Origin of the sequence: Marinobacter sp. G11, from assembly GCF_021282325.1 — a bacterium.
GTDB classification, from domain to species: domain Bacteria; phylum Pseudomonadota; class Gammaproteobacteria; order Pseudomonadales; family Oleiphilaceae; genus Marinobacter; species Marinobacter vinifirmus.
Genome location: NZ_JAJSPB010000026.1, coordinates 25,566 through 38,193, shown reverse-complemented (window position 1 = coordinate 38,193; position 12,628 = coordinate 25,566). Strand labels below are relative to the sequence as shown.

Below are 12,628 nucleotides of genomic sequence, written 5' to 3'. Positions count from 1 at the left end.
ATCCCGGTTGCTGCCGGATGATGTGCTTTGATCTATAGTGAAACCATTCAGATATAAAACAAAGGCAACAATATGCATTCACTGGCTCGCCGCGCCCTGAACCTCAGCGCCATTCCCCGGGACCTGCACTCGGTCACCTTCCGGGACACTGCCTCGGAGCACCCGGAACGGGTCGACCTGGCCCCAGAGGTTCCGGAAGCCGTGTGGCGCAGCGTGGAAGCCCTTTACCGGACCGGGGTTCATCCCGGTATCCAGCTGTCTTTGCGTTATCGGGGCGAGCAGGTGCTGCATCGTGCCATCGGTCATAGCCGGGGTAACGGGCCCCACGATCCCCGCTCGATGCCCCGGGTGCCGATGACTACCGAAACCCCCGTCTGCTTTTTCTCTGCCTCCAAGGCGGTGACTGCCTTGCTGATGCATATGCTGGCAGAGCAGGGGCTGGTGAACCTGATGGACCCGGTGTCCTACTACTGCCCGGAATTTGCCAGCAGCGGTAAGCGCACCATAACCGTGCACCAGATCCTGTCGCACCGGGGCGGCATTCCGGCCATTCCCCGGGAAACCCCCATTGATGTGTTGTGGGATAAAGACGAAATCTGGCGATTGCTGTGTAACGCCCGGCCGGTGGAAGTAGACGGCGCCAAGGTGGCTTACCACGCCATCACCGGCGGCTTTGTGTTGCAGCGGGTGCTGGAGAAGGTGACCGGCGACAGCATTGATGCCTACCTGGACAAGTACCTGCGCGGGCCCATGGGCATGAAATGGTTCACCTACGGTATTGGTGCGGAACACCTTCCGGACCTGGCCAGTAACTACGCCACCGGGCCTACCCCGAGGTTTCCGGTGTCCTGGATTGTTAACCGGGCGCTGGGCGGCGACATCGGGACCGTTGAGCGAGTGACCAATGATCCCCGTTTCCAGGAAGCGGTGATTCCCGCCGGTAACCTGTGTGGCACCGCTGAGGAGATGAGCCGGTTCTTTCAGATGATGCTGAATGGCGGCACCTGGAATGGCCAGCGGATCTGCAGCGAACTCACCATCCGGCGTGCGATCCAGCAGTTCGGATCCCTCCAGGTGGACCGTACCATGATGTTGCCCATGCGCTTCAGTGCCGGCATGATGCTGGGCGGCAATCCGGTGGGGCTCTGGGGGCCGCAAAGCCGCTATGCCTTTGGCCACGTGGGCTTGATCAACAAGTTCTGCTGGGCGGACCCGGCCCGGGATATTTCGGTCAGCCTGCTCAATACCGGCTTCCCGATAGTCGGCCATCATTTACCCGCGCTGGGGAAGTTTGTCTATACTGTGTGCAAGCAGTTTCCGTTATTGCCGGAGCATCGCCGCAGGCTGGTGGCAGCATGAGCCGGGGCACCGGGGTTAACGGAGTGTTAAAAAAAGTGAAAGCTTGTTCATTTTAATTGAACTTTGTCGGACAGTCCGGCACACTTTTTCACGCAAGACTTTCAGGATGTGGAAGTTACCAACGACTCAATGGATGAGACCCCTATGCCAAAATCAAGGCTATCCCCGCCCGAACCCCGCCGCGTGCAACTGGACTATCACGAGAGCATGCGCTCCCAGGTCCAGCAACAGCTGTGCAACGAAGTAGAGCGGCTTGAACGCCGTATCGAAACCCTGCGCATGACCAAGGCCCCCCACGCTGCCCTGATGATTTCTACCTATGAGCGCATGATCAGCCGCAAGAAGGGGGTTTTGCAGAACTGGGATTTGTAGCCGCTACTGCCGGTTGGCGGCCGATTCAGCACTCCAGAACGTTATGGCCTGGTCTGCCGGCTGGTAGGTACAGTTGTTCTCGTTCGGTACCCTGGGAATATCTTCTTCGGTCGGGTAGTCGGCCGGATCCGCTTGTGGGTCCGGAACCCTTGCCGGCTCGTTATTGGAGGCGTACAGACGTACCTCGCTCATGGCGTAGTTCAGCTCAACCCGGATGCAGTCCGGACTGGGGTCGGCATCGGCACTCTGATAGCTGCTCAGGTCGAGTATCTGCTGGTCCGGGTTTTTGATGTACAGGGTGTCTTTCTGCGCCTCTTCTGCAAACTCCTGCCTTAACTCAATACCGCCGTAGCTCCGGCTGACATAATCGACGGTGGCAAACTCCGGCTGGTTGTAACCAAGGTTACTGAATTCATTGGCGTTGAAACGGCTGCCGGACAGCAGGCTGAGCAGCTGCGGTTGCTGCTCGCGCTCCGTTTCCTCAACGTTGCGGGCGACATATTGAATCACCCGGTAAACCTTGCCATCGAGGTTTTCCGCGGGCGGCTGATAACGCCAGTCCAGGGTCTGGTAAAACCACTGGCGATTGTTGAGCGCTTCCTGGTTGGCCACGGCATCCTGGTCGGTAAACCGGATGATGGCGCCGGCGCTGCGGCTGTTGTAGTTACCGGCTTCGCCCGAGGCGATTCGCTCGCGGATATAGCGCCTGCCTTCATCAAAGTTATCCACACGGCCCACGCTGATTACCTGGTTCATCAGGTCGAGCGGGTTTCGAACCCGGGTATAGGCCTTGCCATCGTCTGTCGGTTGGGCGCCGATAAACTGGTCGATATGACGCCGGATGCTTTCGACAAGCTCCTGGTTCCCGGCCGTGTCGTCGTTTCCGGCCGGCTCAATGCCTGGATAAAAATCACTGAAACGGGTGAAGCTCAGAGTGTCCGGGGCCTGTTCGGTGTCGGCCAGGCCAAAGGTACGGAAGGTCAGGTCGACATCATCGGCCGGGTTGAAGGCGGAGGAGTCATCGCTGCCACCGCTCTCCACACGGCACCCACTCAGGGTCAGCAACGCCAGTGATATGGCAACAAAAAGGCAGGAATGTCTCATTTCAGAAGGCCCCGGGGTGCGAAATTCGTTGTGAAAGGCTAAAGTGAGCTGTGCTGACAATAAACGATAAAGCACGCAGCTACCCGCGCGGAGATCACATTTTGCAGCAACGGTTCGCCCAGGCCGGGATTCCGGTGCTGGTCCTGTTTCTTGTACTGGCAGCCCTGATTCTGCCGGCCCCGGCCATGGCCCAGGATGCCTGCCGCAGTGGCGAAGTCCGGCTTGACCGGAACACCGGTGCCATCCGTGACCTGGGCGGATGCTTGCGGTACCTGGAAGATCCGGACCAGAGCCTGTCGATTGATCAGCTCAGAAACCTTGAGGCCGAAGCCTTCACCCAGCATGAATCCGGCGTGCTCAACTTCGGCTACACCGAGTCTGCTTACTGGACCCGCTTTGACCTGAGTACCCATGCCCTGCAGGGCGAGACCGACTGGATACTGGAGCTGGCGCTACCGCTGGTGGACAGCGTCGAGTTGTTTCTTGAGCGGGATGGCATGCTGGTAGACCAGCGCCAGGCCGGCTACCAGGACAACTGGGAAGACCGCGACCTGGCCGTGCCCAACCCTACTTTCCGGCTGAAGCTGCCTCCTGACAGCCGCACGCGGGTATTCCTGCGCATCACCAATACAAACACCTTCCGCCTGCCCATCACCCTCTGGCACCCGAACGAATACATCGAGAAAGTTTCTATTGATGAAGCGGTGCGCGGGGTGCTGCTCGGTGCCATCCTGGCGATCCTGGCCTACAACCTGTTTGTGGCGGTGTCGGTGCGCGAACGCAGCAACATCTACTATGTGCTCTACCTGGTGGGTGCGGCGGTGTTTATTTCTACCGAGCAGGTCCACGGCGTGCAGTTGCTGGATGAACGGCCTGCCTTGCTGAACAAGGATTACCTGCACTACCAGATCATCCTGACCTGGTTCTTTGGCCTGCTGATGGCCCGCTCCCTGCTGGAAACCCGTGAGCGTTCACCAGACCTGGACCAGGTGCTGCGGCTGTGCCTGTATTCGGTGGTGCTCACCTTTGGCCTGTCCATTTTTATGCCCTATTCGGTGGCGATGGAATGGATCGTACTGGATTCGATCCTGCTCAGTATCATCCTGATCGTGGTCAGTTACCTGTCCTGGCGTTACTACAACCCGGCCGCCCGGGCTTATTTCTACGCCTGGACCATGGCGCTGATCGGCTTTGGTATCTATGCCCTGACGGTGATGGGCTACCTGCCGCTGAATACCTTTACCACCTACGCCCCGCAGTTCGGGCTGACGGCCCAGATCATCCTGTTTTCCTTTGCCCTGGCCGACCGCATCAAGCAGGTACAGGGTGAAGCCATGGCCTGGAACCGCCGGGCCCTGGCCAACCTTGGGCGTTACCAGTCGCTGTTCAACAACGCCATCGAAGGCGTGTTCCAGATGTCACCGGAGCGGAAATTTGTGACCGCCAACCCGGCCATGGCAGAGCTTCTGGGTTACAACAGCAGCCGTGAACTGCTGGATGAAAATCCGGACGTGCTGGAAACCTGCATAGCCGATGAGCGCCTGCGGCGGCTGGTGGTGGAGCAGCTGGAAGCACGGGGCACGGTTAAAGGCATCGAAGCCCGGTATTTTACCCGTGAGGGCGAGGAGCGCTGGGCGACCATCTCCTTGCACACCGCCTACGATGCCGAGGGCATGCCGGTGCACCTGGAAGGCACCTGCATCGATGCCACCGAAAGCCACCAGCGCCTGCAGATCGAGCGTGAACGGGAACAGGAACGGCTGGAGAAAGAGCTGGCCCGCAACTCCGCCAAGGCCAAGAGCCAGTTCCTGGCCAACATGAGCCATGAAATCCGGACGCCGCTGGCGGCGATCATCGGTTACGGCGAAACCCTGCTGGACCCGGACCTGGACGACCGGGAAAAGCGCAGCAGCGCCGAAACCGTGGTGCGCAGTGGCCGGCACCTGCTGGAACTGGTGAACGACATCCTGGACCACTCCAAGATCGACGCCAACAAGCTGGACGTGGATGTGGTGCCGGTGAACCTGCCGGAGTTGCTGGATGAGGTCCGCGCGTTCTTCGAGCCACGGGCCCGGGAGAAAGGCCTGGATTTCCGCATTGTCTGCGAGTATCCGCTGCCAGAGCAGATCTGCACGGACCCCACCCGATACCGGCAAATTATCATCAACCTGTGTGCAAATGCGCTGAAATTCACGGAAAGTGGCTCGATTTCCCTGGTCATCCGCTGTGACCGCGAGGCCGAAACCCTGATTGCCCGGGTGGTCGATACCGGTATCGGCATGAAGCCGGAGCAGCTGGAGCGGTTGTTTGATCCGTTCGCCCAGGGCAGCACCGCCATTTCCCGCCAGTACGGTGGCACCGGGCTGGGGCTGAGTATTTCCCGCCGGCTGGCGGAGCTGCTGGGAGGGGATATCCGGGTAACCAGTACCTACGGCGAGGGCAGCGAATTCGAGGTTTCCATCAGCACCGGCAGCCTGCAGCAGGTGCACTTCCTGCGGGATGCCTCGGAATTCAGCCAGCGCCGACGGGCCATTGCCATGGTGCTGGCACCGAGGTTGTCGGGCCGGATCCTGTGTGCCGAAGACAACGAAGTGAACCGCCGGCTGGTATCCCTGCTGGTGGCCCGTACCGGCGCCGAGCTGGTGCATGTGGCTAACGGTGCCGAAGCCCTGGAACGGGTAAGGCGCGAAGACTTCGACCTGATCCTGATGGATATCCAAATGCCGGTCATGAACGGCCGGGATGCCACCCAGGCGATTCGTGAAGCAGGTATCAATACGCCCATTATTGCCCTTACGGCTAATGTCATGGCCGAGGATATTGCGGAATATCGGATGGCTGGCTGTAACGAGCACCTGGCCAAGCCGATCGACAAGCAGCGGTTCTACGAGATGCTGGCCCGCTACCTGACCCATTGCCCGGAGCCGGTTACTGCTACGGACAGGAGCTATTCCGGCCGGGTTCTGGTGGCCGAAGACAACGAGGACAACCGTCGGTTGGTGGAGCGCATGCTCCGGCGCCTCGGCCTGGACCCGGTTCTGGTGGCCTCGGGGGATGAAGCTGTGCGCCGCGCACTGTCGGATACCGTGCACCTGGTGTTGATGGATCGCCACATGCCGGGAATGGACGGCGTGGAAGCTACCCGCCTGCTTCGCCAGGCCGGATTCCGCCGGCCCCTGATAGCCTTCACCGCCGGTGACCAGGCCGAGAACGAAGCCCTGCTGGCAGCCGGCTGTGATGGCGTGCTCAACAAGCCCATCGACCAGAGCCACCTGCAGGCCCTGCTGGATCGCTATCTGGGAGCGCAGACCGTGGACAGCTCGGGCCTTGATGATGACCTGGCGCACCTTGTTTCCCGCTTCCTGTCCGGCCTTGCGGAGCGCCAGCGCCGCATGAAGCTGGCCCTGGACGACCGGAATGTTGACGTGCTGCGCACCGAGAGCCACCAGATCAAGGGTACGGCCGGAGCCATGGGCTACCCGATGATGACGGAACAGGCGGGCAGGCTTGAACACTGCCTGCGACAGAATGAATACGACTGGCCGGAAATCGCACAACGGCTGGAACAACTGAACCATATGATTGACCAGGCTCTGAAGGCACTGGTTTCAACCACCGGTACCCGACAGGAACAGACCCATGAGTGACCAGAATCGCCCCCAGGAAAACAATTCACTGAGTATGATGTACGGCACCTACGCAGACGTGCTGTTTGTGCTGTTTCCGTTTCTTGTCATTGCCATGCAGCGGCTGTGGGATGGCAATGTCTATGAAACCCTGATGCGGGCGGACCTGAGCATTGCCGCGACCATCATGGCAGGCCTGGCCATCGGCAAGTTTGTGCTGGGGCTGGTGACCAACCGCGATCTGGGCCGGTACAAGGAGCGCATTGTCTTTTTCATTGCCCTGACCTTGTTTGTGGTGCTGGGGCCGTCCATCATTCTGATGTTGAGTATCGTGGGCAATACCGAAGTCCCGGGGTTTGTGGCCTTTGTGCAGCCGGTGCTGCTGATTGTGGCCATTTCGTTGTACACAACGGCGGTCAGCATCAGCAATATACTGGTGCGGGAAGGGGCCGGAGCCGGCGAGGGTGCCGACAGCCGGCCAGCCGGCGAGCGGGAACAGGGCCGGCCGGGCCCTGCGCCGCTGGAGCTGCCGCGCAAAACCGGCAATGACTCATTCTGAGTAACGGGACACAACAGGAGAGAATGGATGACGGATCTGAGAGTACTGGTGGTTGAAGACGAGCCGGTCATGCGCGAGCGGCTGGTACAGATGCTGTACAAGGCGGGCGCAACGCTGGTGACGGAATGCAGTGATGTGGCTTCGGCCAGGGCAGCGTTCGACGCCAGTGAATACCAGATCATTCTGCTGGACCTGGGGCTGCCGGACGGCAACGGCCACGAGTTGATGACCCGCTTCAAGGAGGTTCGCAAGGAGCAGCACATCGTGCTGGTAACGGCGGATGATTCGATTGAGAGTATCCAGCGGGCAATCAGTGCCGGCGCCAACGGCTACGTGGTCAAGCCCTATTCCCAGGAAAAAATTCACGATGTGGTGAGTAACTACGCCATGGTCCACGGTGGCGACATGGCGCAGATGCAGGGGCTGAACCGGCACCACTGACCGGTCCAGCCTGCGTTGGTTCAGGCCACCTGGCGGGCAATCCAGGAGTTGTAACGGGTGGCCAGCGCACGCACATAGCGGGCCTCGGCGCCGTCCAGGTTGCTCAGCACACCCTTGAAAATCCAGCCACGCTCGTACAGACCCAGCACCCGCTGCTCGTCATCCAGGTTGACGCGCTGATTCAGTTTCTTGCAAATCGCATCCAGCAGCGGCAGCTTTTCCGGACGTTTGATCGGTGCCTGCCGGTTGGTCATTGGCTGGTTGGCTGCCCGTGTAGTCGGATGTCTTCTCATGATCTTCTCCTTGTCGTTTTGCGGCTGCAAAAACAGAAAACCCCGGGGCCTGAGGCAACCGGGGTCTGGCAGAGAAGCTGCCCCGGTCGCTGCAATGGCTCCCGGGACTGACCGAAAGCCGTTAGATGTCTTTCACCATGGCGCGCACGGATTGCCCTGCTTGGCAACCGGCGGTGGTAATAACGGTGTACTTGGTAATCATTCTGGACCTATCGGCTCTGTGATTTCGGTTCGGTATCAGTGTATCGGCAATTGGCCGGTTTGCAATAGCCTCTGCCATTCGGCAAACCCGTACAGACGCCGTGGGCTCTCGGGGCCATAATTCGCAGCGTCACGTGTTTTTACGTTGTGCAATCCTCGATGCCTCCGTATCAGGTATCGGATGGATCTCTCCTTTCTACGCAGCCCCCATGGGCTGCGTTTTTTTTCGCCTTCGGAAACTTCGTAGCCACTAGTCCCTACAGCCAATTCCGGCCGGATTGGCGATAATTTGCACACCAATCAAGTGGTACACTTAAACCGAATACAGAGGTTGAAACCGAAGAAAATGCCCGAAGACCCTGCCCCCGCCCGCAACAAGTTCCGTTCTGATTTTATCGTTGAAATCGCACTGCTCGCCGCCGTTGCCGTTTACCTGGTGATCGCCCAGGGGCAGTCTGTGGGAGACAACCTGAGCTTCACCGTTGTGGGCGCCAGCCTGATGGCCCTGGCCACTTACTGGACCCTGCATACAGCCCGGGATGGCCTGGAAGTTATTGCACTGAGGCTTCGCCCCGGCAAGTAAGTTTTTGCCAGGTGTGGTGCAGGATCAGGGCGTCGTTGGCGGCCCGGTGAACCGGCAGGCCCAGTTCGGCAATCACCTGCTGGCGCACGCCGGACCAGTGCCGGACCTGGGTCTGGTCGAGCAGCATGGAGATGGACTCCAGCTGGAAGGCCGGTGTTTCTCCGGCGGCCCGGTACAGGCGATGCAGCCAGAAACTGTCGAAGGTCCAGGCATCACAGAACACCTGCCCTGACAGCAACCCGTTCAGCTGTTCGACAACCTCGGCTACCGGCCGGCCGTCCTGCTCCAGCCGGCTGCGGGTGATACCGTGAATGGCCTCGGCACTGTCGGACCAGTCCTGCCATTGCCTGTTGGGGCGGATCAGCCAGCTGTGCAGGGTGCCGTCAGGCAGGCACAGGCCAACCTCGATCGGGTAACTGGCGATCAGGTCAAGGCTGGAGGCCTCGAAGTCGATAAACGCTGGGCAGGAATCCGGTTGCATCAGGTGTCGGTTCTGGTTCATTGTCGTTTTCTCCCGAGTTTACCGCCGATCCTGAGTTGACGCGAACCCAACCGGTGTTTGCGCTGTTACAATACCGCTCAGCTTTGAACGCCCTGTGACACACCCCCTGCTATTGTGGTGAGATTCCCATGACTGACACTGTTGTCGTTATTTATTCCGGAGGCATGGACTCGTTTACCCTGCTCCACCTGGCCCGTTCCCGGGGTCTGAAGGTCCATGCGCTGTCGTTCAATTACGGCCAGCGCCATGTACGGGAGCTGGAGGCGGCGCGCGCCGTGTGCCAGGCCGAGGGTATTCTCCACAAGGTGATTGATATCCGCGCCATGAGCGAGGTGATGGCCGGTTCTTCCCTGACCTCTGACGCCGAGGTGCCGGAAGGGCACTATGAAGAAGACTCCATGAAGTCCACTGTGGTGCCCAACCGCAACATGATTCTGCTGTCCCTGGCCACCGGCTACGCGGTAACCGTGGGCGCGGGGGCTGTCTGGTATGGCGCCCACGGCGGCGATCACGCCATCTATCCGGACTGCCGGCCCGAATTTGTGGAGAAGATGGACGCTGTATGCCGCATCGCCAATTACGAACCGGTGGGTATCGAAGCGCCGTTCATGGCCCTGGACAAGGGCGAAATCCTGGCTGAAGGCCTGAAGCTTGGCCTGGATTACAGCCAGACCTGGACCTGCTACAACGGCCGGGATAAAGCCTGCGGCCGTTGCGGCTCCTGTGTCGAGCGGCTGGAAGCGTTCGCCGCCCACGGCCTGGACGATCCGCTGGCCTACGAGGGCAATGCCTGATGTACCGGGTGAAAGAAGCCTTTTACACCTTGCAGGGCGAGGGCGCCCAGGCGGGCCGGGCGGCGGTGTTCTGCCGGTTCAGCAAATGCAATCTGTGGAATGGCCGGGAGCAGGACCGAGCGACGGCGGTGTGCAATTTCTGCGATACCGACTTTGTTGGTACCGATGGCCAGAACGGCGGCCGCTTTGAAACCGCCGAGGCGCTGGCGGCCCATATCCGCAGCCTGTGGCCGGATGCCCCTGGCAGACCCTACGTGGTGTGCACCGGGGGCGAACCGTTGTTGCAGCTGGATGAGCCGCTGATTGCAGCCTTCCATGCCGAGGGCTTCGAAGTGGGGGTGGAAACCAATGGCACCCTGCCGGCGCCGGACGGTATCGACTGGCTGTGTGTGAGCCCCAAGGCGGACGCCGAGGTGGTGATAACCGAGTGTGATGAACTGAAGCTGGTCTTTCCTCAACCGCTGGCCCCCCCGGAGCGCTTTCTGGGCATCCGGGCCCGGCATTACTTTTTGTCTCCGATGGCTTCGCCCTCGGTGCCGGACCAGGGCAATGATCCGGTCAAACAGAGCAATACCCGCAAGGCGACCGATTACTGCCTGGCCCATCCGCAATGGCGCCTGACCCTGCAGATGCACAAGATTCTGGGCATCGACTGACTCAGGCGGTTTTCCGGAAACCGGTTTCCCGGGCACGGAAGTGGCTCGGGCTCAGGCCGGTCCAGCGTTTGAAGGCACGGGTAAAGTTGGCGGCATCGGCGTAGCCCAGGGCATCGGCAATCTGGCTCAGGTTCATGCCCGTGGTGCCGAGCAAGTCCTGTGCCCGCTCCAGCCGAACCTGGTCGACCAGGTTCTGGAAACTGGCGTCTTCTTCCTGCAGCCGGCGCTTGAGCGTCCGTTCCGAGACAAACAGGGTACTGGCCACCCGGGCCAGTTTCGGCGGGAACGGATGGCTGGTTTCGATTACCCTGCGCACCCGGCAGGCAAAGCCGGCGTCTTCCGTGAGTTGTTTCAGCGCTTCTTCACACTGTTCCCGCGAGCTCTCTGCCAGCTGTTCATTGCTGAACCGGACCGGCTGTGCCAGCTGGCTGACGGGAATTACCAGGGCATCCTCATGGGCGCCATACTCTACCGGCACGCCCACCACGCGACGGAATCGGTGGAAATGATTCGGCTCCGGGCCGCGCCGGAGAATCCGGGTACCGGGCACCGCAGCCCCGGTCAGCTGGGCTCCCATGGATACGCAGCCGTACAGCACAGCATCCAGCACAAAGCCCTGCAGCGGCCCCAGTTCGACATCACAGGACACGGTGTAACGGGCGTTCTGGCCACTCAGGTGCTTTTCCACTTTCAGGTGCGGTGCCCGCAGTGTCAGATAACGGGTCATCAGCTCCAGCGCTTCTTCCAGGGTACGGCTGCTCATCACCGCAGTACCCAGGGCTCCGTGCAGGGGCAACCGGAGTTCCCTCGCCAGCATGATGCCCAGGCCAGGTTCGCCGCTTTCGATGATCGCCCGGGTAACAAATTCACTGGCCTGGGCCTGGCTGACCCGGAGATCGGTGGAGTTCAGGCGGGCCGGGTCCAGGCCGACCCGGAGGATCAGATCCCGGTCGTCGACGCCAATGGTGCGGAGCAGCTCGGCCAGGGTATGCAGGTAGATGGCCGGCATACCCAGGTCCTGTGCGGTAGAAACGGAGGCGCGCATGGGTTTCCTCGTCAGTGTCTGTTGTTGTTATGCAAGGGAGTCAGTCACAGATTATGGCCTTTTGCCGTGCCCGACCCCATGACTCCAGTGACGGGTCAACGGGCCGGAGAGGCCAATTGCCTGTATGCCGGCCCTGTCACTGACTGTGCCGGCGAATAAAGTCTTCCAGTACCCGGGCCGAGCGGCCGGGTTTCTCCAGCATGGGCAGGTGGCCCACGCCCCGGAAGACGTGTACCTCGGCATGGGGCGTGGCGGCTCCGAACCAGTCCACGCAGCGGGTGGGCGTGATAACGTCTTTGTCGCCCCATTGCACCTGCAGCGGCGGGGTTTCGGTTCCCAGATAGCGGGCCGGTGCCAGCGGGTCTGCCAGCATGTCGTTGAAAATATGGCGCAGGGAATCCCGGCGCTGCAGCAGGTCGGGCCCCAGCAGGCCAGTCATGGCCAGGCCCGGCAGAGTCGGTTTGCCGTTGCCGACGCTGTTGAACATTCGGTAGACCCCGCTCCAGTCCCGGGGAATGAGGATGGCATCCCGGTCGGTTTTGAACGGTGCGTTGAGGTCGGCGTCCGGCTGTTCCGGTATGCCGGCACTGTTCAGCAGGGTGACGGTACGCGGTGGCCGGTCGAGCGTGTGCGCCATCACCGAGGCAATGGCGCCGCCCATGGAACTGCCGGCAATGTGCAGGTTGTCGGTGGCATAGCCTGACAGCCATTGTCCGAGCCGCCGGGCCTGGCTTTCATAGCGATAGCAGGCGTCTGGCCGGTACTGGCTTTCTCCCAGGCCGGGCACATCCGGCACCAGCAGGTGCCAGTCTGCGGGTAGCATCTGCATCCACAGGGCCCAGTTTTCTTTCATGGCGGCAAAGCCGTGAATCAGCACCAGGGTCGGCTTGCCCGGTGTCGGCCGGCCCCGCTCCAGAAACACCAGCCGGTGTCCGTCGACCAGGGCCTCCTTGCGGCGGGCGCGCAGTAACCAGCGCTGGCCGGTGCGGGCGGCAGGCCACAGATTGGGGGCAGGAATTCTCATGGGGACAACCTCGTAACAACAAACCGGCTCCCAGTGTAACGGGCTGTGGCCGGGGAGCTATTGCCGGGT

13 protein-coding genes are annotated in these 12,628 nt (G+C 60.9%); 8 read left to right on the top strand and 5 right to left on the bottom strand.

What is annotated here, in order from left to right; all coding sequences use genetic code 11:
* Positions 1–72: 72 nt before the first annotated feature.
* Together LWH94_RS14815 and LWH94_RS14810 are read left to right on the top strand one after the other, a co-directional pair.
* On the top strand, positions 73–1,359 hold the full coding sequence (locus tag LWH94_RS14815) for a serine hydrolase domain-containing protein (protein ID WP_094624361.1): 1,287 nt from the start codon (positions 73–75) through the stop codon (positions 1,357–1,359).
* Positions 1,360–1,503: 144 nt separating this feature from the next.
* Positions 1,504–1,731: a hypothetical protein gene (locus LWH94_RS14810; RefSeq protein ID WP_232902709.1), complete on the top strand. Its 228-nt coding sequence runs from the start codon at positions 1,504–1,506 to the stop codon at positions 1,729–1,731.
* Between the two features lie 3 nt (positions 1,732–1,734).
* Here LWH94_RS14810 and LWH94_RS14805 read toward each other — a convergent pair whose 3' ends face one another.
* Positions 1,735–2,835 (bottom strand): hypothetical protein, encoded by a 1,101-nt coding sequence (locus LWH94_RS14805; RefSeq protein ID WP_232902708.1) that lies wholly within the window; start codon positions 2,833–2,835, stop codon positions 1,735–1,737.
* 101 nt (positions 2,836–2,936) lie between these two features.
* On the opposite strand from LWH94_RS14805, the gene LWH94_RS14800 reads away from it, so the two are divergent.
* Genes LWH94_RS14800 through LWH94_RS14790 form a run of 3 tightly spaced genes read left to right on the top strand, consistent with a single transcriptional unit; the run spans position 2,937 to position 7,461 of the window.
* On the top strand, positions 2,937–6,482 hold the full coding sequence (locus LWH94_RS14800) for a response regulator (RefSeq protein ID WP_232902707.1): 3,546 nt from the start codon (positions 2,937–2,939) through the stop codon (positions 6,480–6,482).
* Positions 6,475–7,020, top strand: coding sequence for a hypothetical protein (locus LWH94_RS14795; protein WP_232902706.1), 546 nt, complete (start codon positions 6,475–6,477; stop codon positions 7,018–7,020). Before LWH94_RS14800 ends, LWH94_RS14795 begins: the two co-directional genes overlap by 8 nt.
* Positions 7,021–7,047: 27 nt before the next feature.
* A complete protein-coding gene (locus tag LWH94_RS14790; protein ID WP_232902705.1) occupies positions 7,048–7,461 on the top strand; it encodes a response regulator in 414 nt (137 codons plus the stop codon).
* 20 nt (positions 7,462–7,481) lie between these two features.
* Here LWH94_RS14790 and LWH94_RS14785 read toward each other — a convergent pair whose 3' ends face one another.
* Positions 7,482–7,754, bottom strand: a complete 273-nt coding sequence (locus LWH94_RS14785; RefSeq protein ID WP_036220218.1) for a hypothetical protein — start codon at positions 7,752–7,754, stop codon at positions 7,482–7,484.
* Between the two features lie 532 nt (positions 7,755–8,286).
* Between LWH94_RS14785 and LWH94_RS14780 the strand changes: the two genes are divergently transcribed.
* Entirely contained in the window at positions 8,287–8,538 is a 252-nt protein-coding gene (locus LWH94_RS14780; protein ID WP_022990482.1) for a hypothetical protein, read from the top strand.
* Here the strand turns inward: LWH94_RS14780 and LWH94_RS14775 are convergent.
* A complete protein-coding gene (locus tag LWH94_RS14775) occupies positions 8,507–9,019 on the bottom strand; it encodes a 3'-5' exonuclease (RefSeq protein WP_094624547.1) in 513 nt (170 codons plus the stop codon). The genes LWH94_RS14780 and LWH94_RS14775 overlap by 32 nt on opposite strands.
* 149 nt (positions 9,020–9,168) lie before the next feature.
* On the opposite strand from LWH94_RS14775, the gene queC reads away from it, so the two are divergent.
* Positions 9,169–9,834 carry a 7-cyano-7-deazaguanine synthase QueC gene (gene queC / locus LWH94_RS14770; protein WP_232902703.1) on the top strand — a complete coding sequence of 222 codons (666 nt, stop codon included), beginning with the start codon at positions 9,169–9,171 and terminating at the stop codon, positions 9,832–9,834.
* Positions 9,834–10,490 carry a 7-carboxy-7-deazaguanine synthase gene (gene queE, locus LWH94_RS14765; protein ID WP_094624366.1) on the top strand — a complete coding sequence of 219 codons (657 nt, stop codon included), beginning with the start codon at positions 9,834–9,836 and terminating at the stop codon, positions 10,488–10,490. The genes queC and queE overlap by 1 nt, the downstream gene beginning before the upstream one ends.
* Before the next feature lies 1 nt (position 10,491).
* Here queE and LWH94_RS14760 read toward each other — a convergent pair whose 3' ends face one another.
* Together LWH94_RS14760 and LWH94_RS14755 are read right to left on the bottom strand one after the other, a co-directional pair.
* Complete coding sequence (locus LWH94_RS14760; protein ID WP_232902702.1) at positions 10,492–11,535, bottom strand: AraC family transcriptional regulator; 1,044 nt, start codon at positions 11,533–11,535, stop codon at positions 10,492–10,494.
* A gap of 136 nt (positions 11,536–11,671) precedes the next feature.
* The gene (locus LWH94_RS14755; RefSeq protein WP_199457731.1) at positions 11,672–12,559 is read right to left on the bottom strand and encodes an alpha/beta fold hydrolase; all 888 of its coding nucleotides are present in this window, start codon (positions 12,557–12,559) and stop codon (positions 11,672–11,674) included.
* Positions 12,560–12,628: the final 69 nt, after the last annotated feature.

Coding starts and splice junctions, on each gene's coding strand:
- LWH94_RS14815 (WP_094624361.1), top strand. CDS start 73: ATGCATTCACTGGCTCGCCGCGCCCTGAACCTCAGCGCCATTCCCCGG.
- LWH94_RS14810 (WP_232902709.1), top strand. CDS start 1,504: ATGCCAAAATCAAGGCTATCCCCGCCCGAACCCCGCCGCGTGCAACTG.
- LWH94_RS14805 (WP_232902708.1), bottom strand. CDS start 2,835: ATGAGACATTCCTGCCTTTTTGTTGCCATATCACTGGCGTTGCTGACC.
- LWH94_RS14795 (WP_232902706.1), top strand. CDS start 6,475: ATGAGTGACCAGAATCGCCCCCAGGAAAACAATTCACTGAGTATGATG.
- LWH94_RS14790 (WP_232902705.1), top strand. CDS start 7,048: ATGACGGATCTGAGAGTACTGGTGGTTGAAGACGAGCCGGTCATGCGC.
- LWH94_RS14785 (WP_036220218.1), bottom strand. CDS start 7,754: ATGAGAAGACATCCGACTACACGGGCAGCCAACCAGCCAATGACCAAC.
- LWH94_RS14775 (WP_094624547.1), bottom strand. CDS start 9,019: ATGCAACCGGATTCCTGCCCAGCGTTTATCGACTTCGAGGCCTCCAGC.
- queC (WP_232902703.1), top strand. CDS start 9,169: ATGACTGACACTGTTGTCGTTATTTATTCCGGAGGCATGGACTCGTTT.
- queE (WP_094624366.1), top strand. CDS start 9,834: ATGTACCGGGTGAAAGAAGCCTTTTACACCTTGCAGGGCGAGGGCGCC.
- LWH94_RS14760 (WP_232902702.1), bottom strand. CDS start 11,535: ATGCGCGCCTCCGTTTCTACCGCACAGGACCTGGGTATGCCGGCCATC.
- LWH94_RS14755 (WP_199457731.1), bottom strand. CDS start 12,559: ATGAGAATTCCTGCCCCCAATCTGTGGCCTGCCGCCCGCACCGGCCAG.